The sequence below is a fragment of the Streptomyces flavofungini genome, from assembly GCF_041028215.1.
Taxonomy (GTDB): domain Bacteria; phylum Actinomycetota; class Actinomycetes; order Streptomycetales; family Streptomycetaceae; genus Streptomyces; species Streptomyces flavofungini_B.
The window spans coordinates 1-21901 of sequence record NZ_JASKYR010000015.1; the positions used below are offsets into that span (position 1 = coordinate 1).

The window sequence follows — 21901 nt, forward strand, 5'->3', positions numbered from 1 at the left end:
GTGCGAGTGCCCGTCCCCGGCSYGCCGCCCGGCGACCCCGGCCATGGACACGGCCATGGGSACGGGCACTCGCACAGCCACGGCCCGGCCGCGCCCGTCTCCAAGCATCTGCGCAAGGTCATCGCCGCGGTGCTGATCCCGTTCGCCGCCGCGGTCGTCGTGGGACTCCTGGTGTACTGGCCGGGCGGCACGCCCTCGCACGAGCGCACCGGAGTCGGCTTCGACCGGCAGACGCAGTCGGCATCCGTCACGAAGGTGCGGGAGCTCCCCTGCAAGGACCTCAACCCCTCGCAGACCCCGTCGAACGGCGACACCTCCACGGCGGAAGGCCAGTCCGCCCAGTCCCGGACGAGCGGCACCTGCAAGAAGGCGACGATCGAGGTCCGCAGCGGCAAGGACAAGGGCCGCACCTTCACCGAGATCATCCAGCCGGACTCGCCCCGGCAGCTCAAGCAGGGCCAAGAGGTGGTGGTCGCCTACGAGCCCAAGGCCCCGGAGGGCCTGCAGTACTCGGTCGCCGACGTGAACCGCAGGATTCCCATGGCGCTGCTCGCCGGAATCTTCGCGCTGGCCGTCGTGGTGGTGGGGCGGCTGCGCGGCGTCATGGCCCTGGTCGCGCTCGCCATCAGCTTCCTCGTGCTCACCTTCTTCATCCTGCCCGCCATCCTCCAGGGCTCGAACCCCCTGGTCGTGGCGGTGATCGGGGCGAGCGCCATCATGCTGATCGCGCTCTATCTCTGCCATGGGCTCACGGCCCGCACCTCCGTCGCCGTGCTCGGCACGCTCATCTCCCTCCTCCTGATCGGCCTGCTCGGCTCGCTCTTCATCGGCTGGGCCGCGCTGACCGGCAACACGGACGACAACACCGGCCTCATCCACGGCCTGTATCCGTCCATCGACATGAGCGGCCTGCTGCTCGCGGGCGTCATCATCGGCTCGCTCGGCGTCCTGGACGATGTGACGGTCACCCAGACCTCCGCGGTCTGGGAGCTGCATCAGGCCAACCCGGCCATGGGCTGGCGCGGCCTGTACCGCGCGGGCATCCGCATCGGCCGCGATCACATCGCCTCGGTCGTCAACACCCTCGTCCTCGCCTACGCGGGCGCCGCCCTGCCCCTGCTGCTGCTCTTCTCCATCGCCCAGTCCAGCGTGGGCACGGTCGCCAACAGCGAACTCGTCGCCGAGGAGATCGTGCGCACCCTGATCGGCTCGATCGGCCTGGTCGCCTCGGTCCCCGTGACGACCGCGCTGGCCGCCCTGGTCGTCTCCGCCGACCGCACCTCCGGCTTGTCCCCCGCCACCACGAACGTGCCCGCCGCCCGTCCCTCCCGCGGCGGAAAGGGGCGCCGCCGCAAGGCGTGAGAGGCCGGTCGGCCGAGGAGAGGGGCGGCTTGCCGCCCCCGCCCCGCAGCCACGGGTGAAATGCCGCAATCCGCCATAGGCGCCGCATCCCTTGAGGCCGAGGTCAGCCCGCGTTCTGCTCCTCGGCGAGGATGCGGTCGAGCGTCTCGTCGAGGTGCGCCTCGAAGTCGGCGAGCGCCCGCTCCTGCCCGAGCGGCACCAGCCGGTCCGTCCGGTCGAGGAAGGCGAGGAGCGGCGGGATGCCCACGCGGAACAGCGCCTGCTCCGGCCCCACCTGCAACTTGATCAGCGCCTCGTCGAGCAGATCGGGGTCGGTGGGCTCAATGCGCACATCCCCGACACCGCACGGCCTGCCCACCCCGTCGATCAGCAGCTCCCGCCCGAAGGCCCAGGTCACCGGGGCGTCCCCGGGCAAATGGAAGGTCAGCCGCACGGCGTACGGGTCCTCGCTCTCGTACCGCAGCTCCACCGGAATGCGGAACGACAGATCCTCGGAAACGAGGAAGCTCATCATGACCTCTGCCTGTACCGAGTCGTCCATCGCGCCCTACCCCGTCCCATAGCCCTCGAAGCGGCCAGGAACCGGCTCCCTGACACCCAGGGCATCTTGCTCAACGTACCTGTCGCGTCACAAGGAGTGAGTTTTCAGATGCTGATAGAGAAGGTGAGTGTCCCTAGTAGCTTTCCGAGCTCACGCTGGAGTGTCCGCACCGCAGGCAGCAGCCGGTCGGCCTGATGGGAAGGGACGGAAATGGCCAAGGTCGCCGCGGTGTCACCGACTGTGATCGGAAGGGCGGCGCAGACCGTCCCGAGCGCGTACTCCTGGTGCTCCACGACCGGCCGCATCCGCTCCACCGCGTCGAGTCTGCGCAGGAACGTTCGGTCGTCCCTTACCGAGTAGCGCGTGAGTGACCGCACGGGATAGCGGTCGAGATGGTCCCTCCTTGCCTCGGTGCCGAGCTGGCTCAGCAGACACTGGCCGATCGCATGCGCATGGCCCGTCTCCTTGAAGTCGGCCCACTCCTCCACGGCGGGGTTGTCCGGGCTGTCCGCGACGGATACGAGCTCGATCTCCCCCTCGCGGTAGACGGCGAAGTACACGGGCACCCCGATGAGTTCGTGCCAGTGCGCCAGCGCCTCGTCGATCGTGCCTCGCCTGCTCTGCCGCGCCCCGCCGGCGCCGAGCCGCTCGGCCGCCCCGCCGAGTACGAGCAGTCCCTTCCTGCGGCGCAGATAGCCTTCGTAGGTCAGCGTGCGCAGCAGGTGGTACGCGGTGGGCAGGGCCAGCCCCGCCTCCCGGGCCAACTGCTTGGGGGGAGCCCCGTCCGGGTGCGAGGCGGCGGCTTCGAGCAGCCGCATCGCCCGCTGCACGGAGCCGATGAGGGTGGGCGCGGTCCCGGCGTGGTCCGGTGGCATGGCTCTGCCTGGTGGAGTGGCTCCACCGGGTGAGGTACCGGCATCGGCCGCGGCCAAGGTTCACTCCCGAAGCGCGAGGGGGTCCGCCCGTGCCCCGGGACACACGGGAGGGGGCAGTTGCCCGTACGCGAGGATGGGCCTCGCGGCGGTTTCGGACTCTAACCCTTGGCCACCGCCCTGCGGTCGCCGTTGCGGAAACATCCCCCGACCGAGGGAATCCCGGCGCGAAGTCGCCGCTTGCGGCGCTTCCAGGCCATAGCTCCAGTCTCTTCAGGTCACCAGTCGGAGCGGGACGAGGACGAGCCGGATATGAACTTCCGTACGACGTAGATGAGTCCGCCGACCAGGGCGACGAAGAGCAGCACCTTGAAGAGGAGGCCGATCACGAAGCCGACGACGCTCGCTATCAGGCTACCGAACACGACCAACGCGATGACGGGCACCGCCACCCACTTCACCCACCACGGCAAACCCGCAAAGATCTCCTTCGCTGCCATCGTCCTTACCTCTCTCCGCACACATCGCATCGGTGCGGGTTCCTGAATCTCCGCAGGTCCCCGGCTTCTTGCATTCGATGCTAGGGCGCCGACGGGCTCCGTGGGGGCCGCGCAGCCCTTGTCTGCCCCTGATCCGACCCCTAGGGAATCCGGGGGTGCGAGCCGGCCCGAGCCCTGAGTCCGTCAGCCCTCGGGCGGCGAGAAGACGACCAGAACGCGCAGGTCCTCGCTGATGTGATGGAACTTGTGGGCCACCCCGGCCGGGACGTACACGACGCTGCCGCGCGCCACGGACGTGGTCTCCATGCCGACCGTGATCGAGGCACGGCCGCTGACGACCAAGTACACCTCGTCCTGCCCGTGCGGCTGTTGCGGGTCGGAGTCCCCCGCGTCGAGCGCGTAGAGACCGACCGACATGTTCCGCTCACGCAGAAACTGCAGATACGCGCCGTCGTTTGCCGCGCGCTCCGCCTCCAGCTCGTCCAGTCGGAATGCCTTCATAGCCGTCGTACGCCCCTCGCTGGTGTGTGCCGTCGGGCGCTCTTACGCGCACGCTGCGCGCCGCCCGTGAGCCGACCTCTGGTGATCCACGTCTGCCACGATCAGACACATGAAGAATTTCGTAGTCAAGACGATCGCCAACGCGGCGGCCCTGGCCGTCGCCGTGTGGCTGCTGGACAAGATCACTCTGACCGGCGAGAGCACGGGCAAGAAGATCGGCACGCTGATTGTCGTGGCCCTGCTCTTCGGCTTGGTGAACTTCCTGGTCAAGCCGGTGGTGAAGGTCCTCACCTTCCCGTTGTTCATCCTGACCCTCGGCCTGATCACGCTCGTGGTCAACGCCCTGATGCTGCTGCTCACCTCGTGGCTCGCCGACAAGCTCGACGTCAGCTTCCATGTGGAGGGCTTCTGGACCGCCGTCCTGGGCGGCCTGATCATCTCCATCGTGTCCTGGGCCATGAACGTCGTGCTGCCCGACGACGACTGAGACCGCTGCTGCCGCGTCGGGCGCCGCATGCAACGCCGCGTCCGGTACCACATCCCACGGCGCGCGTCCGAAACCGCGCCCGCGCGCCGTCGGATGCGCGCCGTCGGACGCTCGCCGTCGGACGCGTGCCACCGGACGCTCGCCGTCGGACTCGCCGTGTGCCGTCGCAGCCCGCCCTTGACCTCTCCTGACCGCAGCGCAGCCACCCCCTGCCCCTTCATGACCGGAGAGTGTCCGAGAATGGCGAGGGCGGCGGGCGAAGCCTGCCGACGTGGCACGGCAAGCGGTGAGAGGCGGGCGGCATGACGGATTCGGCAGCCAGGGGCGACGGCCCGGCGGCTACGGGCGATGACCCGGCGGGCCCGGGCGCCGGTCCGGCAGCTGCGGGTCATGGCCCGGCAGGCCTTGGCGACGGCACGCGGGCGGTGCGGGCCGGGCTCCCCGAGCCGGTGAAGTACGAGCCGACACTGCCCGGGCCGGTGTTCGCGGCCCACTTCCACCTGCCGGGCGACCCCACCGGCGGCTACGCCTACGCGCGCGACGAGAACCCCACCTGGACGCATCTGGAGCGCGCCATCGGCGAGCTCGAGGTGCCGGGCGGCGGCGATGACGTCGAGACGCTCGCCTTCGCCTCCGGCATGGCGGCGATCTCGGCGGTGCTGTTCTCGCAGCTCCGCGCGGGTGACGCCGTGGTCCTGCCCGACGACGGCTACCAGGTCCTTCCCCTGGTCCGCGAGCAGCTCACGGCGTACGGGATCGAGGTGCGGACCGCGCCGACCGGCGGCGACGCCCAGCTCGACGTCCTGGACGGCGCCAAGCTGCTGTGGATCGAGACGCCCTCCAACCCCGGCCTCGACGTGTGTGACGTACGCAGGCTCGCCGACGCCGCCCACGCGCGCGGCGCCCTCGTGGCCGTCGACAACACGCTGGCCACGCCGCTCGGCCAGCGCCCGCTCGAACTGGGCGCCGACTTCGCCGTGGCCAGCGGCACGAAGATGCTCACCGGTCACGGTGACCTCCTCCTGGGGTATGTGACCTGCCGCGACGCCGAACTCGCCGCCTCCGTGCGGCGCTGGCGGAAGATCGTCGGCGCCATTCCCGGGCCGATGGAGGCCTGGCTCGCACACCGTTCGCTGGCTACGCTCCAACTGCGCGCCGACCGGCAGAACGCGAACGCCCTGGCTCTGGCCGAGGCACTGCGCGGGCGCCCCGAGGTTTCCGGTCTGCGCTACCCCGGGCTGCCGGACGACCCCTCGTACAAGATCGCCTCGCGGCAGATGCGCCGTTTCGGGTGCGTGGTCTCGTTCACGCTGCCCTCACGCGCGCGTGCGGAGAGCTTCCTTGAGGCGCTGCGCCTGGTGGACGACGCGACCAGCTTCGGAGGCGTGCGCTCCACGGCGGAGCGGCGTCGGCGGTGGGGCGGGGACGCTGTCCCGGAGGGCTTCATCCGCTTCTCGGCGGGCGCCGAGGACCCGGTCGACCTGGTAGCCGACGTGCTGCGCGCGCTGGACGAGTCGGCAGGCTGAGCACAGAGGGACGGGGCGGCGGACTGAGCACAGAGGGACGGGTCGGCAGGCTGAGCACAGAGACGGGTCGGCGAGCTGAGCACAGAGGACGGGTCGGCGGACTGCGCGTGCTGGACGGCTCGGCGGGCTGAGTGCGCTGAACGGCTCGACGGATTGCGCGCGCTGAACGAGTCGGCGGGCCGAGCGCCGGGGGGAGCCTCTTCGCCCCCTCCGGTCCCGCCGAGCGCCGTGGGCGGTTCCCTCGCCCCTATCGGTCCCGCTGCGCACAATGAACGGTCCGAGCCTCCCCCCTCGTGGCTCGGACCGTCCCGGTTCTGCGCGCGAAGAACCGCGCCAACAAGGCTAGTTGACTCTGTGTCAGTGTCCAATCACAGTAGCGACAGAGTCCTATCGACATATTTATAGTTGGGCGCGCCCAGAGGGCACGGAGGGAAGGAACCTCGTCATGGATCTGGCCCTGCTGCGCACCTTCGTGACAGTGCACCGGGCCGGTTCCTTCACTCGCGCGGCAGCCCTGCTCGGGCTCTCCCAGCCCGCCGTCACGTCGCAGATAAGGACCTTGGAGCGGCAACTGGGCCGCCCGCTCTTCCTGCGGCAGGCCCGTGGGGTGACGCCGACGACCATCGGGGACGAACTCGCCTACAAAGCCGCCCCTCATCTGGACGCCCTCGTGGAGATAGCCGAGACGGGGCTCGACCAGGACTCCTCGATGCGCACACTCCATCTCGCGGGCCCCCCGGAGTTCACCGCGGAGCGCGCTCTGCCCGCGCTCACGGCGCTGACCGGCCAGGACGGCCACAGCTACACCCTGCGCGCGTCGTTCGGCACCGCGGAGGAGGCTCTGGAGGGGCTCTCCGCCGGGCACCACGAGCTGGCCATCAGCACGGCTCAGCCGCGCGGCGTGCTGCTCACCGCCACGCCGCTCTGCGACGAGGAGCACGTCCTGGTCGCGGGGGAGCGCTGGGCCGCCCGCATCGCCCCGGACAGGCTGCGCCGCGAGGGGGCGCTGCCGCTGGACAACCTGCCGGTGGTCGAGGTGCACGAGTCGCTGCCGTTCGTCTCCCGCTACTGGGCCGCCGTCTTCGACGCCCGCCCCGCGGCCTCCGGGGCGGTCATCGTGCCGGATCTGCGTGCGGTCCTCGCCTGCACTGCCGCGGGCGCCGGACTGGCCGTACTGCCCCGGTATCTCTGCACCGAGGCCCTCGACCGCGGCGACATCGTGGCCCTGCTCGACCCGGCGGTGCCTCCGCTGCGCACCTACTTCCTCGCGGTGCGGACGGGCACCCTGGCCATGCCGCACATCGCTCGGGCGCATGAGTGGCTGCTGCGGGCCGCGGCCGACTGGGCTTGATGGCCGCCTCGGCCGGTGCGCGATGTTTCACGTGGAACAGTCCGGGCCACTCTTCCCCCATGACCGTCCGACCTGTGGTCAAGCGCACCGCACGCGCCGTCCTGCTGGACGGAGACGACCTGATCCTCATCAAGCGGACCAAACCCGGCGTCGATCCCTACTGGCTCACCCCCGGCGGCGGCGTCGAACCGGAGGACGCGACCGTCGTCGACGCTCTCCACCGCGAGCTGGACGAGGAACTCGGCGCGAAGATCACCGACGTCGTCCCCTGCTTCGTCGACACCGTGGAACACATCGGCGAGGACAGCGCCTCGACCGGTGTGAAGGTGCAGCACTTCTTCGTCTGCCGACTGGAGTCCATGGACCTCAGCAGGCGGCACGGCCCCGAGATCGAGGAGCCGTGCGGCGAGTACGAGATCGTGCATGTGCCCTTCACCCGGGTCGGCATCGCCTCGGTCCATCTCGTACCGCTGTCGCTGCGGCACTATCTGGACGGCAATATCGAGGGCGTACGCGCGATGCACGCACCTGACCTGGGCTGATCGGCCGGGCAGCGCTCCGGGACCTGCCCGGTCGGTCAGTCGCCCGCCGCCACCAGTTCCTCGACCGAGTCGTGGCGTATCCGGCTCTCGGGGATGCCGATGTCCCGCAGGGCGTCGACTCCGTTGCGGATCATGCCGGGCGGGCCCGAGAGATAGGCGTCGTACTCGTTCCACGGGCCGTACTCGCGCACGGCGTCGGGAAGCTGCGCCCGCTGGTCGACGACCGGGCGGACCGCCAGCCAGGGATGGGCCCGCTGCAACCGGAGCATCGTGTCGATGTCGTACAGGTCGTGGTCGGTGCGGGCGCCGTAGAACACCTCGACCGGGCGCCGCCTGCCGTGCTCGGCGACATCCTCGACCAGGGCCTTGATCGGCGCGATGCCGGTGCCGCCGCCGAGGCAGAGGAGGCCGCTGTCGGTGGTGTGGTCGACGGTCATCGAACCGGCGGGCGGCCCGAGCCGGAGGATGTCACCCGGCCGGGCGCGGTGCACGAGGGCGCTGGAGACCCAGCCGGCCGGAACGGCCCTGACGTGGAAGGACAGCAGCCCGTCGGCGCGGGGCGCCGAGGCGAAGGAGTAGTGCCGCCAGATGCGCGGCCACCACGGGGTCTCCAGGCTGGTGTACTGCCCCGCGAGGAAGGGGTACGGCTGGTCCGGGCGGACCGTGACCACGGCGATGTCGGAGGTCCGCAGATCGTGCGAGACGACTTCGGCGAACCACCAGGCCGGGGCCCGCAGCTCGTCCTCGGCGGCCGCGTCGATCATGATCTGGGAGATCGTCGTGTACGTACGGACCCAGGCACCTTCGGTCGCCTCGTCCCACGACGCGCTCGCGTACCGGCTCAGCGCGCCGATCAGGCTCTCACCAACGGCCGGATAGTGCTCGGGCCTCGTGCCGTACTTGCGGTGTCCGCGCCCGAGCCCCCGCAGATACGAGGTGAGCACCTCGGTGTGGTCGATGTGCTCGGCGGCCGTGAGCAGCGCCTTCAGAAGCCGGTCCCGCTGGGTGTCCATCGCCACGGGGAACAGCGGGCGCAGGTCGGGGTGGCGGGTGAAGAGCAGTGCGTAGAAGTACGAGGTGACCTGGTCGGCGACGGGGCCGATCTCGGCCATCGTGCGCTGCACCAGGACCGCGTCGGGCGATGCGGGGGTGGCCGGTCCGGGGTGCCGGGTGAGGGAGTCGGTCCGCGGCTCGGAGGCCTGGGTGAGGGAGTCGGTCCGCGGCCCGGAAGCGGCGGCTGCCTCGCGGGGCGGCCGGACGGAGTCCGGAGCGGCACCGGTGTCCCTGTCGGCCCGTATTCGGCCGTCCGTGGGTCCGGCCACGGGGGCCGGGGCGGCGTGCCTTCCCAGAGGCCGTATCGCGGCAGGGCGGCGCCCCTCCGCGGATTCGGCCCGTTCGCCGAACGGCGACTGATCGCCGCTCGACCGCTCGCCGCTCGACCGCTCGCCGCTCGCCTGATCACCGCTCGACGGCTCGCCGACCGGCGGCTTGCGTGGGGCGAACCAGCCGCCTCCGCCGCCGGGAGTCCCGTCGTCCGCCGACGTGGTGGTCGGAGCGTTCATGCTGTGCCTCGCCTCGAACATTCCTCGGTCGGTGTGGGCACTCCCTGCCGGAAGCTGCCTGCTTTCCCCGCTCTGCCTCGATGGCCGGTACGGCCACATTGAACATCGGTTTCCCGGACCCTACGGACAAGTAGGACGAGAATGTGACATTGGCCGCAGCTGTCTCACCGCAGCATCCCATTCACCGCTGCCGCGCCGGTCGCCCAGCGCGAAGTGCGGGCTCTGGATCTCCCTACCCCGTTAGGCTTTCTCGACCTGCGCTCGGGCCTCCCGGATGGCGCGAGCATCGCGAGAAGAGCCGCCCGGCACGAATCGGGGACGACCCTACCGGCAGCGGCCGGACGCACAAGTTCCCCTCTCCTCCCATGAACTCGGCCCGCACACACCAAACTTGCCTTACGTAGTGCCACGCCTCACCAATTCGTATGCCTTACGCAGATCCCGCCCGACATACGTATGGGTCGCCAGGCTCACCAGCCGTGGATCCGCGTTGACGGCGACCGATACCGGCACGGCGGCGAACAGTTCCAGATCCGAGAGTGAGTCGCCGTAGGCGACACAGTCGCTGTTGCTCACTCCGAACTCTTCACAGAGGCGGTTCGCGATCTTCACCTTGGCCGCGGCGTTGAGGATGCCCGTCGGCTCCACGGGCTCGGTGAACGGCACAGCCGGAAAGCGCGAGCCGTGTGCGGCATGCGCTCCCCATCCGGTGAGCCGCTCGACGAAGAACGACGGCGAGAGAGACACCACCGCGCAGTAGTCCCCGCCCTCCCGGATCTCGGCCCAGGTCTCCCGGATCCCGGACAGCCAGGGCGCGCCCTCGAAGGCGGCCGTCACCTGCGCGTCCGTGAGGTCCGCCCAGAGAGCGTGCACCCGCACCGCGTACTCCGGCGAGTCGATGTGTCCCGCGACGAAATCACGCTCGAGCGCGGCGATCTCCGCGTCCAGTCCGAGCTGCCGCGAGATCAGTACGGGAGCGGCCGTGCCGTGCAGCAGCGTCCCGTCCAGGTCGAAGAGGTGAAGGCGTGCCATGTACGCCGAGGCTAGTACCCGCGCCTACTCCTGCGGTCAGACGACGGATTTCGCCTCGGTCGGCACGGTGTTTCACGTGAAACTAAGCCGTCCCGCTCGTCGGGTCACCCTGGTCGTCCACGCGGTCGGCGCGGCCGGCTGGCTCGGGCTCACGCTCGGCCTTGTCGCGCTCGCCCTCACCGCCCTTTCGACGGAGTCCCACGCGGCCACCGAGGCCGCCGTCCGCTCCATGAAGGTCTTCACCGACTGGCTCGTCCTGCCGATCGCTCTGCTGACGCTGCTGAGCGGTCTGCTGCTGTCCCTCGGTACGCCGTGGGGGCTGGCCCGGCATCGCTGGGTCCATACGAAGTTCTGGCTGACCCTGGTCGCCACCGCCGCCTCCGCCTTCGCGCTGCGCCCCGGCATCAACGACGCGGTCGCGACGGTGGCCGCGGGCGACCCGGTCACCGACGCGGCCGATCTGGCCGCCGGGCCACTCGTCTCCCTGGGCGCCTATGTGTTCATGACGGTCCTTTCCGTACTCAAGCCCTGGGGCCTCACCCGGCGCGGCCGGAAGCGCCGTGACCAAATGCGACGTGCTTCTGCCCACAAACGGGTGGACGGCGGGGACGTACGTCAGACAGCCTGATCCGGGTGTCGACACCTTCCCTCTCCGCTCTGCCCATCCGCCGGCTCTCCCTTCGCGACGTGACGTCCTGCGCCGACCTCTCCGAGGACCGGGGCTGGCCCCGCGAGGAACATAAATGGGGTCTCCTGTTGTCGGCCGGAACGGGCTACGGCATCGATGACCCCGACGGCGGCGGCCTCATCGGTGCCTATGTCGTGACCCGGTACGGCCCGCTGGAGCGCCCTGGCCTCGCGGCGATCGGCATGGTCCTCGTCGCCGAGCGGTACGCCCGCCGGGGCATCGGGCGCCGTCTCATGCGGCACGCCATCGAGACGGAGGCCACCACACCGCTGACCCTGCACGCGACACCGAACGGGCGGCCGCTCTACGAGCAGCTCGGCTTCAAGGTGATCGGCCGCGCCGAGATGGTCCGCGGCCACTTCACGCCCGCGGGCCCGCTGCCCGACGTGGCCACGCGTCCGGCCACCGCGGAGGACCTGAGCGCCATCCTGCGGCTCGACACCGAGGTGTTCGGCCAGGACCGCACGCATGTGATCACCCGTCTTCCGGCCTTCACCGATCAGCTGCGGGTGGCGGAGGCCGACGGTGAACTCATCGGATACGCGGGCGCGTGGCCGAACATGGAGACGCATGTCGTCGGCCCGCTCATCGCCCGTGACACGGAGACCGCGAAGGCGCTCATCGCCTCACTCGGCGCCCGCAGCGACCGCCCGCTGCGCACGGACATCGACGTACGGCACGAGGAACTCCTCGCGTGGGTGAAGGAGAACGGCCTCGGTTCCGTCGCCTTCAACGCGGTGATGGCCCACGGCACGGCGGAGCTGCCCGGCGACTGGACCCGCCGCTTCGCTCCGCTGACAGTGGCGGCCGGCTGACCCGGCCCGGAACGCGGCGAGGCCCGCCTCCGAACGCCGATGTCATCCGGCGTTCGGAGGCGGGCCTTGTCCGTCGCGGGGCGCGGAGTTACGCGAGGGCCCGCACGGCGGCCGTCGCGAAACCGTGGTCCTGCTCGGGCGCGCCACCGCCGACACCGATCGCGCCGATCAGGCGGCCGTCGCGGTGGACCGGCACGCCGCCCGCGATGAAGAGCAGCGGCCGGTCGAGGGCGGTGGGCAGGGTGTGGAAGAGGCCGCCGGGCTGCACCGCGTCGACCAGGTCGGCGGTCGGGGAGTTCAGCTGGAGGGCGGTGTAGGCCTTGCGGGTGCTGGTCTCGCCGGAGATCAGCACGGCTCGGTCGTCGCGCCGGAAGGCGAGGAGGTGGCCGCCCGCGTCGAGGACGGTGACGCTGACGGTGACATCGGCCGCCTCGGCCGCGCGACGTGCCGCGCCGACGAGGACCTCCGCGTCCTCGATGGTCAGCGGGGCGACAGCGGTGGTGCTCATGGGTGTTTCTCCTTCAGAGGTGGTGCGTGATGGGGGAATGGGGGTGGTCAGTGGCTGACGGGCGTCGCCTGCTCGGCGGGCGCCGCACCGGTCACGACCAGGCTCGGGACGGCGGAGGCGGAGCGGCGCTCCAGCGCGGCCGAGAGGATGGCGAGGACGAGTGCGGAGCCCGCGAGGACGGCACCCACCCAGTTCGGGGCGGTGTAGCCGAGGCCCGCGGCGATGACGATGCCGCCGAGCCAGGCCGAGAGGGCGTTGCCGAGGTTGAAGGCGCCGATGTTGACGGCGGAGGCGAGAGTGGGCGCGCCTGATGCCTGGTCGAGGACGCGCTTCTGGAGCGGCGGTACGGTCGCGAAGCCCAGGGCGCCGATCAGCGCGATGGTCACGGCGGCGGCGATCTTGTGGTGCGCGGTGAGCGTGAAGAGGGCCAGCACGACGGCCAGGGCGCCCAGCGAGATGAAGAGCAGGGGCATCAGCGCGCGGTCCGCGAACTTCCCGCCGATCAGGTTGCCCGCGACCATGCCGAGGCCGAAGAGGACGAGCAGCCAGGTCACGGAGGAGTCCGCGTATCCGGCGACGTCCGTCATCATCGGCGCCAGATAGGTGACGGCCGCGAAGACCCCGCCGAAGCCGAGGACGGTCATCGCCATGGCCAGGAGCACCTGTACGTTGCGGAAGGCCGCCAGTTCATGGCGGAGCCGCACGCCTTGGGGCTTGGGCAGGTCCGGGACGAGCCTGGCGATGCCCGCGAGGCCGATGACGCCGAGTGCGGCGACGATCGCGAAGGTCAGGCGCCAGCCGAGCGTCTGCCCCACGAGGGTGCCGAGCGGCACGCCGACGACGTTGGCCACGGTCAGGCCGGTGAACATCATGGCGATCGCGCCGGCCTTCTTCTCCGGGGCGACCAGTTCGGCCGCGACGACCGAGCCGATGCCGAAGAAGGCACCGTGGGCGAGGGAGGCCACGACGCGGCCCGCGAGCATCACACCGAAGACGGGCGCGACGGCGGAGAGCACATTGCCGACGACGAAGAGGCCCATGAGCAGCATCAGCATCCGCTTGCGCGAGATCTTGGTGCCGAGCACGGTCATCAGCGGGGCGCCGAGGACGACGCCCAGGGCGTAGCCGGTCACGAGGAATCCGGCGGTCGGGATGGAGACGCCGAAGTCACCCGCGACCTCGGGCAGGAGCCCCATGATCACGAACTCCGTGGTCCCGATTCCAAAGGCCCCGATCGCGAGGGCCAGTAGCGCGAGAGGCATGGATCTACCTTCCAAATGATTGCGGGTGCGCTTAACGTGCGTCCACAATACTTGCAGGCGCGGGTTAATTGCAAACGCCGAATATTGCTCCGGTGGACTATCCTGGGCCGTAGCCGATCCTGGACGGAGGATTGAAGAGCCATGACAGCGACCGACCCCGCACTCACCGCCCTCTCTCAGGGCTGGTGCGCGCTCTCCCTGCTGCACGGGCAGATCGAGGCCCACATCGAGCGCGCCCTCCAGGGCGAGCACGGCCTGAGCGTGCGTGAGTACTCCCTGCTCGACGTCCTCAGCCGCCAGCACGACGGCGAGGGCGGGCACCTTCAGATGAAGCAGGTCGCGGACGCCGTGGTGCTCAGCCAGAGCGCCACCACCCGTCTGGTCACCCGGCTCGAAGACCGTGGGCTGCTCTCCCGCTATCTGTGCCCCACCGACCGCCGTGGCATCTACACGGACGTCAGCGAGGCGGGCGCCGCCCTGCTCGCCGAGGCCCGCCCGACGAACGACGCCGCGCTGCGCGAGGCGCTCGACGAGGCGGCACGGAATCCGGAGCTCGCCCCGCTGGTCAGGGCCGTCGAGACCCTGCGCGTACCGGCGTAGCCGATGCTCTCGCGGAGCCCTCTGCGCGGGCGGTCCTCCGCTTAAGCTGCCCCCATGGGAGATCTTGAGATACGCCCAGCCGTCGTCGACGACCTGCCCGCCATCGTGGGCATGCTCGCCGACGACCCCTTGGGCGCGACGCGTGAGTCACCGGACGACCTGACCCCGTACGTCGCCGCGTTCGAGCGTCTGGACGTCGACCCGAATCAACATCTCGTCGTCGCCGTACGCGAGGGGCGTGTGGTCGGCACACTGCAACTCACGATCGTGCCGGGCCTCTCCCGCAAGGGCGCGACACGGTCGATCATCGAGGCGGTACGTGTCCACGCGGATGAGCGGGGCAGCGGGCTCGGCACCCGTTTCATCGAGTGGGCCATCGACGCATCCCGTCGGCAGAACTGCCAGTTGGTCCAGCTCACTTCCGACGCCGCCCGCACCGACGCCCACCGCTTCTACGAGCGGCTCGGGTTCACCGGATCGCACGTGGGCTTCAAGCTCCAGCTCTGAGGCGGCTGCCGGGGGGGCATGCTCGGTCGGCCGGGCCAGGCGTCGCGCCGTTTCACGTGAAACATGACCTGCGGTTTCACGTGAAACGGCCACCGTCGGGTGCGGGGGGGGGCCGTGGCAGGCCCCCTCAAGTGCGCGGTACCTCGCCCCCCTGGGTCGCCCCCTGCCGCGCGGTCAGAAGCCGCGCCACCCCTGTGGGTCCACGCCGCCGGGTACCGGTGCCCCCGCGTCGTACGGCTCACGCGTGAAGACGAACGAGCCCACGTCGAGATGGCTCACCGAGCCGTCCGCCGTGCGCACCGCCCGCAGCGTCTCCCCCGCGTAATAGCCGTTGAGCCCCGTCCAGGTTCCGTCGCCGTCGGCCCGGAATCGCGCTTGGCGCCCCGCGCCGGACAGCGGACCGAGCTCCACACCCCCATCGGCCGTGAGCCGGAGCGCGAGGACCTGGGTGCCCCAGTACCAGGGCCCTGCCAGTTCAAGCACCTTCTCATCCACTGCGGGGAGCGGGCGCCAGGGCTCGGGGATGCGCGGCTCGGCCTCGGCCACGATCTTCACCAGGTCCGCGGTGAGCGTGGCCACCAGCGGCCCCGAAGTGCAGTTGGCGAGCGCGACCGCGGCCACGCCGTCCTGTTCGCTCACCCAGAGCCCCGCCAGGAAGCCCGGCAGCGAGCCCGTGTGGCCCGCCAGGCCGATTCCCTCGTACGTCAGCAGGTCAAGACCCAGGCCGTAGGCCCGGTCCCGGCTCTCCGGCTGCGGTGGAGCCGAAGGGGTGCGCATCTCCCGCACCGACTCGGCGCCGAGCACGCGGTCGTCGCCCTTCACCAGGAAGTGCGCGAAGCGCAGCAGGTCGGCCGTGGTGGACCAGAGCTGCCCTGCCGGAGCCATCAGACCGAGGTCCTCGACCGGCTCCGGCATCATGACGTCGGCCCACGGGTGAACGGCCCAGCCCCCGGCGTGCGGCGCCTCGGCCCGCGCGCTCGTGCGGGTCAGCCCCAGCGGCTCAAGGACCTCACGGCGCAGCACCTCCGCCCATGGCGCCCCGCGCAACTCCTCCACCAGAGAGCCCAGCAGCGTGTACCCGGGATTGGAATAGTGGTGGAGGCGGCCGACGGGGTGCTTGAACGGCCGCTCGCCCAGGACATCGGTGAGCTGTGGACGCGTAGAGCCCGGCGTGCGCTCCCACCACGCGCCCGGCGTCTCCGCCGCCAGCCCCGCGGTGTGCGCGAGGAGTTCGGCGACGGTGACCTGGCCCACGCCGGTCCCCGGAAGGTGTTTCTCCAGCGGATCCCCCAGGCTCAGCAGGCCTTCGTCCCGCAGCCTCATCACCAGTACGGCGGTGAAGGTCTTGGTGAGGGAGCCGATGCGGTACTGGACGTTCTCGTCCGGCGCGTGCCCGTCCACCATGCTGCGGCCGCCGCTCCACACCAGCTCGCCGTCCCGGGCCACCGAGGCGACCAGCGAGGGTGCCCTGCCCCGCGTCTGCTCGGTGGCGACGCGGTGCAGCAGGGCCCGGCGAGTGGCGGGGAGGAGTTCTTCAAGGGGCTTCGTCATGGGACCAGTCCACCTGTGCGCCGCTCCCACGTCGAGTGAATTCGGGTGGTGCCCACAGACCGATCGCCGTTCCTTCGCGCAGATGACGCTCGTAGATGGCCACTTTGCCGTGGATGACAGCGAGGCAGGCGTTCAGGTCGTCGATCTTCGCGCGTACGTCGCGCTCGTGCTCCTGGAGCAGTTCGAGACGCTCCTGTTCGTTGCCGGGGCCCGAGCGGACCAGCGCCGCGAACCTCCTGACCGTGGCGATGGGCATCCCCGAGTCCCGCAGCCTCCCGCACAGCGCGAGCCAGTCCACGTCCGCCTGTGCGTAGATCCGCTGCCCGCCGCCCGAGCGCGGGATGTCACGCAGGAACAGCCCCTCACGCTCGAAGAACCGCAGAGCGTGCACGCTCAGCCCGGTCACCTCCGCGACCTTCCCTATCGACAGGCCTCCAGGCTCACCTTCGTCCCACCCGGCGTCATGGCCTTCGCCCTGGGGCGTGCCCCCCGCGTCCTCACTCATGCCGCGACCGTATCGAGTGCTTGACCTAGCTCGCACTCTAGGTTCTAGCGTCGAGCGCATGATCATGGAGCAGCGGCAACTCGGCACCGTCTTCGGGGCGCACAGCACCGCCGACGACGTCCTCGACACCATCGACCTCACCGGCACCACGGCGCTCGTCACCGGCGGATACTCGGGCCTCGGACTCGCGACCACCCGCGCCCTGGCCCGCGCGGGCGCACACGTCGTCGTACCCGCCCGCCGGACCGCCATCGCCAAGGAGGCGCTGCGCGGCGTCCCGGGGACGGAGGTGCGGTCCCTCGACCTGGCCGACCTCGACAGCGTCCGGGGGTTCGCCGAGCGCTTCCTGGAAACGGGGCGCTCTCTCGGTCTGCTCATCAACGGCGCGGGGATCATGGCCTGCCCCGAGACCCGCGTCGGTCCCGGCTGGGAGGCGCACTTCGCCGTCAACCACCTCGGCCACTTCGCGCTCACCCAGCGCCTTCGGCCGGCGCTCGTGGCCGGTGGGGCACGGGTGGTGGCCGTCGCGTCGTCCGGCCACTTCCTGTCCGGCATCCGCTGGCAGGACCCGCACTTCGCGACCGGCTACGACCGCTGGGCGGCCTACGCCCAGTCCAAGACCGCCAATGCCCTCTTCGCCCTGCGTCTGGACCGCCTGGGCGCGGAACACGGCGTGCACGCCTTCGCCGTGCACCCCGGGAGCATCCTCACACCGCTGCAACGCCACATCCCGCGAGAGGAGTGGCTGACGCAGGGCTGGGTGACGCCCGAGGGCACCCCGGCAGCGGGCTTCAAGACGCCGGAGCAGGGTGCGGCGACGACGGTCTGGGCGGCGACGTCGCCGCTCCTGGACGGCCACGGCGGCGCGTACTGCCAGGACTGCGACATCGCCGGGCCCGCCACCACCGACGACATGCTCATCGGCGGTGTGAAGCCCTGGGTCCGGGACACGGAAGCGGCGTCCCGGCTCTGGGACCTCTCCTGCGAACTCACCGGACTCAGCGCCTTCTGAGCCGCCGCCCGAGGTGCGCCCCGGGCGGAAGGATCAGGTCTGCGCCATGTCCACGAAGCGGGAGTAGTGGCCCTGGAAGGCGACCGTGATCGTGGCCGTCGGGCCGTTACGGTGCTTGCCGACGATGATGTCGGCCTCACCGGCGCGCGGTGATTCCTTCTCGTACGCGTCCTCGCGGTGCAGCAGGATCACCATGTCCGCGTCCTGCTCGATGGAACCGGACTCACGCAGGTCGGAGACCATCGGCTTCTTGTCCGTACGCTGCTCGGGGCCGCGGTTCAGCTGGGAGAGCGCGATCACCGGCAGCTCCAGCTCCTTGGCGAGGAGCTTGAGGTTTCGCGACATGTCCGAGACCTCCTGCTGACGGCTCTCGGCCCGCTTCGAGCCGCCGGACTGCATGAGCTGGAGGTAGTCGATGACGACGAGCTTGAGGTCATTGCGCTGCTTGAGCCGACGGCACTTCGCGCGGATCTCCATCATCGACAGGTTCGGGGAGTCATCGATGTACAGCGGGGCGGCCGAGACGTCCGGCATACGGCGGGCGAGGCGGGTCCAGTCCTCGTCCGTCATCGTGCCGGACCGCATGTGGTGCAGCGCCACCCGGGCCTCGGCGGACAGCAGACGCATCGCGATCTCATTGCGCCCCATTTCGAGCGAGAAGATCACGCTCGGCATGTTGTGCTTGATCGAGCAGGCCCGAGCGAAGTCCAGCGCCAGCGTCGACTTACCCATGGCGGGACGGGCGGCGATGATGATCATCTGGCCCGGGTGCAGGCCATTGGTGAGCTGGTCGAGGTCGGTGAAGCCGGTCGGCACACCGGTCATCTCCCCGGACCGCGAACCGATCGCCTCGATCTCGTCGAGGGCGCCCTCCATGATGTCGCCGAGCGGCAGATAGTCCTCGGTGGTGCGCTGCTCGGTGACCGCGTAGATCTCGGCCTGGGCGCTGTTGACGATCTCGTCGACGTCGCCGTCCGCCGCATATCCCATCTGGGTGATGCGGGTGCCCGCCTCCACGAGACGGCGCAGCACGGCGCGCTCGTGGACGATCTCCGCGTAGTACTCGGCGTTGGCCGCGGTGGGGACCGTCTGCACCAGGGTGTGCAGATACGACGCGCCGCCGACCTTGGTGATCTCGCCGCGCTTGGTGAGCTCGGCCGCGACCGTGATGGGGTCGGCCGGCTCGCCCTTCGCATACAGGTCGAGGATCGAGGCGTAGATCGTCTCGTGTGCGGGCCGGTAGAAGTCATGGCCCTTGAGGACCTCGACGACGTCGGCGATGGCGTCCTTGGAGAGCAGCATGCCGCCGAGCACGGACTGCTCGGCGTCCAGGTCCTGCGGCGGGACCCGCTCGAAGGACGAGCCGCCGTCCCAGCCGCTCTCGCGGCCCCGCTCATGCTGCTCGTCGCGGCTTCGGCCTCCGTCGCGGCGCTGGCGGGAGACGGGCAGACGGTCACTGGGACCGCTGTCGGCCCAGGGGTCGTCCAAAGGCTCGGAGATACTCACCGGGCCACCTCCTCCCGTCCGCCGAGCGGACCTCGCCGTGCCCCTCTTTCGTACGGCACGACACTGACAAATAAGTCGGCCCGACTCCGGTTCTGACGCGTCGCTTTCGCGGGGTTTCCGAGGTCGTCCGACGAGGCGGGCGCCGGACCACGGTAGGCCCGCGGGCACCGTCAGCCAATCTGGTTATCCACAGGCGGTGTGGATGACGGGCCCGATGCTGTGGAGAACTCCGCCAAACCTGTGCACGGCTCGGTGGACAGCCCTGTGAACAAGCCCTCAGCACCTCTGCGAAAGCGCACCTGACCTGCGGATATCCCGTCCACCGGCTGTGCAGAAGAAAAACTTTCCCACTCGGGCCAAGATCCGTGCGAACGGCCCGCCACAGAGCGTTCACCCGGGGTCAGCGTAAGGGTCTCAGTCACATTGCATCTCTTACCTGTGGAAGATTAGATTGGTGCCTATGACACAGGCTTCCGCCGCGCCCAAGGCCGACCGACGCAGGCACGACCGAGAGATCGTCGCGCTCGCCGTACCCGCCTTCGGCGCGCTGGTCGCCGAACCCCTCTTCGTCCTCGCCGACAGTGCCATCGTCGGCCATCTCGGCACCGCGCAACTGGCCGGACTCGGCGTCGCCTCGGCCCTCCTCACGACCGCGGTCAGCATCTTCGTCTTCCTCGCCTATGCCACCACCGCCGCCGTCGCCCGTCGCGTCGGCGCCGGAGACCTCCAGGCCGCCATCCGGCAGGGCATGGACGGCATCTGGCTCGCCCTGCTGCTCGGCGCGGCGGTGATCGCCGTCGTACTGCCCACCGCACCCGGTCTCGTCGGACTCTTCGGCGCCTCCGACACCGCCGCGCCCTACGCCGTCACGTATCTGCGGATCTCCTCGCTCGGTATCCCCGCCATGCTCGTGGTGCTCGCCGCGACCGGTGTCCTGCGGGGTCTCCAGGACACCAGAACCCCGCTCTACGTCGCCATCGGCGGTTTCGTCGCCAACGCCGCCCTCAACCTCGGCCTCGTCTACGGGGCGGACCTCGGCATCGCGGGCTCGGCGTGGGGCACCGTCATGGCCCAGTGCGGCATGGCCGCGCTGTATCTCCTCGTCGTCGTACGCGGCGCCCGGCGCCACGGTGCCTCGCTGCGCCCCGACGCCGCCGGAATCCGTGCCTGCGCCCAGGCCGGGGCACCGCTCCTGGTCCGCACGCTCTCCCTGCGGGCCATTCTGATGATCGCGACCGCCGTGGCCGCCCGCCTCGGCGACGCCGACGTCGCCGCCCACCAGATCATCCTGTCCCTGTGGAGTCTGATGGCCTTCGCGCTGGACGCCATCGCCATCGCGGGGCAGGCGATCATCGGGCGCTATCTGGGCGCCGACGACCCGGCAGGTGCTCGTGCCGTCTGCCGCCGCATGGTGCAGTGGGGCATCGCGTCGGGCGTCGTCCTCGGACTGCTGATCATCCTGGCGCGGCCGCTGTTCATCCCGCTCTTCACGGGTGACGCGAGCGTCCAGGACGCCGCGCTGCCCGCCCTGGTGGTGGTGGCCCTCGCGCAGCCGGTCTGCGGTGTCGTCTTCGTACTCGACGGCGTCCTGATGGGCGCGGGCGATGGGCCGTATCTCGCGTGGGCCATGCTGGTCACCCTCGCGGTCTTCACTCCCGTGGCCCTGCTCGTGCCGACCCTCGGCGGTGGACTCACCGCGGTGTGGGGAGCGATGACCTTGATGATGACGGTCCGCATGCTGACCCTGTGGACACGCTCCCGCTCGGGCCGCTGGCTCGTCACGGGCGCCACCCGCTGACCGCTTCGCGGTGTTTCACGTGAAACCACGGCGCTTCCCGCGCCCCGACCCGGAGGTCCCACCACTCAGGGACCGAAAAGCACCGGGACGCAAGTGAGGGGCCGCACCCCATGGGCGCGTCCCCTCACTCAGTTCTGCCCAGCGAAATGCTTAGGCCGAGACGACCTCGATGTTGACCTTGGCGGCAACCTCGGGGTGCAGACGCACGGACGTCGCGTGGGCGCCCAGGGTCTTGATCGGCGAGCCCAGCTCGACACGACGCTTGTCGATCTTCGGACCACCGGCAGCCTCGATCGCCGAAGCGACGTCGGCCGGGGTGACGGAACCGAAGAGACGACCGGCGTCGCCGGAGCGGACGGCCAGACGGACCTTGACGCCCTCGAGCTGGGCCTTGACCTCGTTGGCCTGCTCGATGGTCGCGATCTCGTGGATCTTGCGAGCACGACGGATCTGCTCGACGTCCTTCTCGCCACCCTTGGTCCAGCGGATCGCGAAGTTCCGCGGGATCAGGTAGTTGCGGGCGTAGCCGTCCTTGACGTCTACGACCTCGCCGGCGGCGCCGAGGCCGGAGACCTCGTGGGTGAGGATGATCTTCATTAGTCGGTCACCCTTCCCTTATCGCGCGGTGGACGTGTAGGGCAGCAGCGCCATCTCACGGCTGTTCTTCACGGCCGTGGCGACGTCACGCTGGTGCTGCGTGCAGTTGCCGGTCACGCGGCGGGCACGGATCTTGCCGCGGTCGGAAATGAACTTCCGCAGCATGTTCGTGTCCTTGTAGTCCACGTACGTGACCTTGTCCTTGCAGAAAGCGCAGACCTTCTTCTTCGGCTTGCGCACAGGCGGCTTCGCCATGGTGTATCTCCTGTGTGATCA

At 70.2% G+C, this 21901-nt stretch carries 24 protein-coding genes; 11 read left to right on the top strand and 13 right to left on the bottom strand.

Features of this window, described 5'->3' with window-relative positions:
- Positions 1-1362, top strand: a complete 1362-nt coding sequence (locus AB8Z36_RS02340) for a YibE/F family protein (RefSeq protein ID WP_440581839.1) — start codon at positions 1-3, stop codon at positions 1360-1362.
- A 103-nt stretch (positions 1363-1465) separates the two neighbouring features.
- Here AB8Z36_RS02340 and AB8Z36_RS02345 read toward each other — a convergent pair whose 3' ends face one another.
- The 4 genes from AB8Z36_RS02345 to AB8Z36_RS02360 form a co-directional block, all read right to left on the bottom strand.
- The gene (locus AB8Z36_RS02345; RefSeq protein WP_369211474.1) at positions 1466-1903 is read right to left on the bottom strand and encodes an SsgA family sporulation/cell division regulator; all 438 of its coding nucleotides are present in this window, start codon (positions 1901-1903) and stop codon (positions 1466-1468) included.
- A 104-nt stretch (positions 1904-2007) separates the two neighbouring features.
- The gene (locus AB8Z36_RS02350; RefSeq protein ID WP_369211475.1) at positions 2008-2778 is read right to left on the bottom strand and encodes an IclR family transcriptional regulator; all 771 of its coding nucleotides are present in this window, start codon (positions 2776-2778) and stop codon (positions 2008-2010) included.
- 275 nt (positions 2779-3053) lie between these two features.
- Positions 3054-3275, bottom strand: coding sequence for a DUF5326 family protein (locus AB8Z36_RS02355; protein WP_369211476.1), 222 nt, complete (start codon positions 3273-3275; stop codon positions 3054-3056).
- Between the two features lie 183 nt (positions 3276-3458).
- A complete protein-coding gene (locus AB8Z36_RS02360) occupies positions 3459-3776 on the bottom strand; it encodes a cupin domain-containing protein (protein ID WP_369211477.1) in 318 nt (105 codons plus the stop codon).
- Between the two features lie 109 nt (positions 3777-3885).
- Here AB8Z36_RS02360 and AB8Z36_RS02365 point away from each other — a divergent pair, with 109 nt between their 5' ends.
- From AB8Z36_RS02365 to AB8Z36_RS02380, 4 genes are all read left to right on the top strand, one after another.
- Positions 3886-4263 (top strand): phage holin family protein, encoded by a 378-nt coding sequence (locus tag AB8Z36_RS02365; protein WP_369211478.1) that lies wholly within the window; start codon positions 3886-3888, stop codon positions 4261-4263.
- A gap of 302 nt (positions 4264-4565) precedes the next feature.
- Positions 4566-5789 carry a cystathionine gamma-lyase gene (locus AB8Z36_RS02370; protein ID WP_369211479.1) on the top strand — a complete coding sequence of 408 codons (1224 nt, stop codon included), beginning with the start codon at positions 4566-4568 and terminating at the stop codon, positions 5787-5789.
- Between the two features lie 445 nt (positions 5790-6234).
- Positions 6235-7140, top strand: a complete 906-nt coding sequence (locus AB8Z36_RS02375) for a LysR family transcriptional regulator (RefSeq protein ID WP_369211480.1) — start codon at positions 6235-6237, stop codon at positions 7138-7140.
- Positions 7141-7199: 59 nt separating this feature from the next.
- Complete coding sequence (locus tag AB8Z36_RS02380) at positions 7200-7682, top strand: NUDIX domain-containing protein (RefSeq protein WP_369211481.1); 483 nt, start codon at positions 7200-7202, stop codon at positions 7680-7682.
- Positions 7683-7717: 35 nt separating this feature from the next.
- On the opposite strand, the gene AB8Z36_RS02385 is transcribed toward AB8Z36_RS02380, so the two are convergent.
- Positions 7718-9265 (bottom strand): globin domain-containing protein, encoded by a 1548-nt coding sequence (locus AB8Z36_RS02385; protein WP_369211482.1) that lies wholly within the window; start codon positions 9263-9265, stop codon positions 7718-7720.
- A 375-nt stretch (positions 9266-9640) separates the two neighbouring features.
- Positions 9641-10276, bottom strand: coding sequence for an HAD family hydrolase (locus AB8Z36_RS02390; protein WP_369211483.1), 636 nt, complete (start codon positions 10274-10276; stop codon positions 9641-9643).
- Between the two features lie 76 nt (positions 10277-10352).
- Between AB8Z36_RS02390 and AB8Z36_RS02395 the strand changes: the two genes are divergently transcribed.
- Together AB8Z36_RS02395 and AB8Z36_RS02400 are read left to right on the top strand one after the other, a co-directional pair.
- Entirely contained in the window at positions 10353-10904 is a 552-nt protein-coding gene (locus tag AB8Z36_RS02395) for a DUF2269 domain-containing protein (RefSeq protein WP_369211484.1), read from the top strand.
- Positions 10905-10909: 5 nt separating this feature from the next.
- Positions 10910-11779 (top strand): GNAT family N-acetyltransferase, encoded by an 870-nt coding sequence (locus AB8Z36_RS02400; protein WP_369211485.1) that lies wholly within the window; start codon positions 10910-10912, stop codon positions 11777-11779.
- An 88-nt stretch (positions 11780-11867) separates the two neighbouring features.
- Here the strand turns inward: AB8Z36_RS02400 and AB8Z36_RS02405 are convergent, their stop codons facing one another.
- Entirely contained in the window at positions 11868-12287 is a 420-nt protein-coding gene (locus AB8Z36_RS02405) for a GlcG/HbpS family heme-binding protein (protein WP_369211486.1), read from the bottom strand.
- Between the two features lie 47 nt (positions 12288-12334).
- On the bottom strand, positions 12335-13549 hold the full coding sequence (locus tag AB8Z36_RS02410) for an MFS transporter (protein WP_369211487.1): 1215 nt from the start codon (positions 13547-13549) through the stop codon (positions 12335-12337).
- A gap of 141 nt (positions 13550-13690) precedes the next feature.
- On the opposite strand from AB8Z36_RS02410, the gene AB8Z36_RS02415 reads away from it, so the two are divergent.
- The gene (locus AB8Z36_RS02415) at positions 13691-14149 is read left to right on the top strand and encodes a MarR family winged helix-turn-helix transcriptional regulator (protein ID WP_369211488.1); all 459 of its coding nucleotides are present in this window, start codon (positions 13691-13693) and stop codon (positions 14147-14149) included.
- Between the two features lie 54 nt (positions 14150-14203).
- Entirely contained in the window at positions 14204-14656 is a 453-nt protein-coding gene (locus AB8Z36_RS02420) for a GNAT family N-acetyltransferase (protein WP_369211489.1), read from the top strand.
- A gap of 174 nt (positions 14657-14830) precedes the next feature.
- On the opposite strand, the gene AB8Z36_RS02425 is transcribed toward AB8Z36_RS02420, so the two are convergent.
- Positions 14831-16207, bottom strand: a complete 1377-nt coding sequence (locus tag AB8Z36_RS02425) for a serine hydrolase domain-containing protein (protein ID WP_369211490.1) — start codon at positions 16205-16207, stop codon at positions 14831-14833.
- Positions 16191-16712: a MerR family transcriptional regulator gene (locus tag AB8Z36_RS02430; RefSeq protein ID WP_369211491.1), complete on the bottom strand. Its 522-nt coding sequence runs from the start codon at positions 16710-16712 to the stop codon at positions 16191-16193. The genes AB8Z36_RS02425 and AB8Z36_RS02430 overlap by 17 nt, the downstream gene beginning before the upstream one ends.
- 58 nt (positions 16713-16770) lie before the next feature.
- Here AB8Z36_RS02430 and AB8Z36_RS02435 point away from each other — a divergent pair, with 58 nt between their 5' ends.
- Positions 16771-17724 (top strand): SDR family NAD(P)-dependent oxidoreductase, encoded by a 954-nt coding sequence (locus AB8Z36_RS02435; RefSeq protein ID WP_369211492.1) that lies wholly within the window; start codon positions 16771-16773, stop codon positions 17722-17724.
- 33 nt (positions 17725-17757) lie between these two features.
- On the opposite strand, the gene dnaB is transcribed toward AB8Z36_RS02435, so the two are convergent.
- Positions 17758-19230: a replicative DNA helicase gene (gene dnaB / locus AB8Z36_RS02440; RefSeq protein ID WP_076685351.1), complete on the bottom strand. Its 1473-nt coding sequence runs from the start codon at positions 19228-19230 to the stop codon at positions 17758-17760.
- Between the two features lie 460 nt (positions 19231-19690).
- On the opposite strand from dnaB, the gene AB8Z36_RS02445 reads away from it, so the two are divergent.
- Positions 19691-21028 (top strand): MATE family efflux transporter, encoded by a 1338-nt coding sequence (locus tag AB8Z36_RS02445; protein ID WP_369211493.1) that lies wholly within the window; start codon positions 19691-19693, stop codon positions 21026-21028.
- Positions 21029-21178: 150 nt separating this feature from the next.
- On the opposite strand, the gene rplI is transcribed toward AB8Z36_RS02445, so the two are convergent.
- Together rplI and rpsR are read right to left on the bottom strand one after the other, a co-directional pair.
- The gene (rplI, locus tag AB8Z36_RS02450) at positions 21179-21625 is read right to left on the bottom strand and encodes a 50S ribosomal protein L9 (RefSeq protein ID WP_363248675.1); all 447 of its coding nucleotides are present in this window, start codon (positions 21623-21625) and stop codon (positions 21179-21181) included.
- An 18-nt stretch (positions 21626-21643) separates the two neighbouring features.
- Positions 21644-21880, bottom strand: a complete 237-nt coding sequence (gene rpsR / locus AB8Z36_RS02455) for a 30S ribosomal protein S18 (RefSeq protein WP_003949403.1) — start codon at positions 21878-21880, stop codon at positions 21644-21646.
- Positions 21881-21901: the final 21 nt, after the last annotated feature.

Excerpts from the sequence above, each read along its gene's own strand:
- AB8Z36_RS02350 (WP_369211475.1), bottom strand. The coding sequence starts at position 2,778 with ATGCCACCGGACCACGCCGGGACCGCGCCCACCCTCATCGGCTCCGTG.
- AB8Z36_RS02375 (WP_369211480.1), top strand. The coding sequence starts at position 6,235 with ATGGATCTGGCCCTGCTGCGCACCTTCGTGACAGTGCACCGGGCCGGT.
- AB8Z36_RS02345 (WP_369211474.1), bottom strand. The coding sequence starts at position 1,903 with ATGGACGACTCGGTACAGGCAGAGGTCATGATGAGCTTCCTCGTTTCC.
- AB8Z36_RS02435 (WP_369211492.1), top strand. The coding sequence starts at position 16,771 with ATGATCATGGAGCAGCGGCAACTCGGCACCGTCTTCGGGGCGCACAGC.
- rpsR (WP_003949403.1), bottom strand. The coding sequence starts at position 21,880 with ATGGCGAAGCCGCCTGTGCGCAAGCCGAAGAAGAAGGTCTGCGCTTTC.
- AB8Z36_RS02430 (WP_369211491.1), bottom strand. The coding sequence starts at position 16,712 with ATGAGTGAGGACGCGGGGGGCACGCCCCAGGGCGAAGGCCATGACGCC.
- AB8Z36_RS02425 (WP_369211490.1), bottom strand. The coding sequence starts at position 16,207 with ATGACGAAGCCCCTTGAAGAACTCCTCCCCGCCACTCGCCGGGCCCTG.
- AB8Z36_RS02445 (WP_369211493.1), top strand. The coding sequence starts at position 19,691 with ATGACACAGGCTTCCGCCGCGCCCAAGGCCGACCGACGCAGGCACGAC.
- AB8Z36_RS02385 (WP_369211482.1), bottom strand. The coding sequence starts at position 9,265 with ATGTTCGAGGCGAGGCACAGCATGAACGCTCCGACCACCACGTCGGCG.
- AB8Z36_RS02360 (WP_369211477.1), bottom strand. The coding sequence starts at position 3,776 with ATGAAGGCATTCCGACTGGACGAGCTGGAGGCGGAGCGCGCGGCAAAC.
- AB8Z36_RS02405 (WP_369211486.1), bottom strand. The coding sequence starts at position 12,287 with ATGAGCACCACCGCTGTCGCCCCGCTGACCATCGAGGACGCGGAGGTC.
- AB8Z36_RS02390 (WP_369211483.1), bottom strand. The coding sequence starts at position 10,276 with ATGGCACGCCTTCACCTCTTCGACCTGGACGGGACGCTGCTGCACGGC.
- AB8Z36_RS02365 (WP_369211478.1), top strand. The coding sequence starts at position 3,886 with ATGAAGAATTTCGTAGTCAAGACGATCGCCAACGCGGCGGCCCTGGCC.
- rplI (WP_363248675.1), bottom strand. The coding sequence starts at position 21,625 with ATGAAGATCATCCTCACCCACGAGGTCTCCGGCCTCGGCGCCGCCGGC.
- AB8Z36_RS02355 (WP_369211476.1), bottom strand. The coding sequence starts at position 3,275 with ATGGCAGCGAAGGAGATCTTTGCGGGTTTGCCGTGGTGGGTGAAGTGG.
- AB8Z36_RS02415 (WP_369211488.1), top strand. The coding sequence starts at position 13,691 with ATGACAGCGACCGACCCCGCACTCACCGCCCTCTCTCAGGGCTGGTGC.
- AB8Z36_RS02380 (WP_369211481.1), top strand. The coding sequence starts at position 7,200 with ATGACCGTCCGACCTGTGGTCAAGCGCACCGCACGCGCCGTCCTGCTG.
- AB8Z36_RS02370 (WP_369211479.1), top strand. The coding sequence starts at position 4,566 with ATGACGGATTCGGCAGCCAGGGGCGACGGCCCGGCGGCTACGGGCGAT.
- AB8Z36_RS02410 (WP_369211487.1), bottom strand. The coding sequence starts at position 13,549 with ATGCCTCTCGCGCTACTGGCCCTCGCGATCGGGGCCTTTGGAATCGGG.
- AB8Z36_RS02420 (WP_369211489.1), top strand. The coding sequence starts at position 14,204 with ATGGGAGATCTTGAGATACGCCCAGCCGTCGTCGACGACCTGCCCGCC.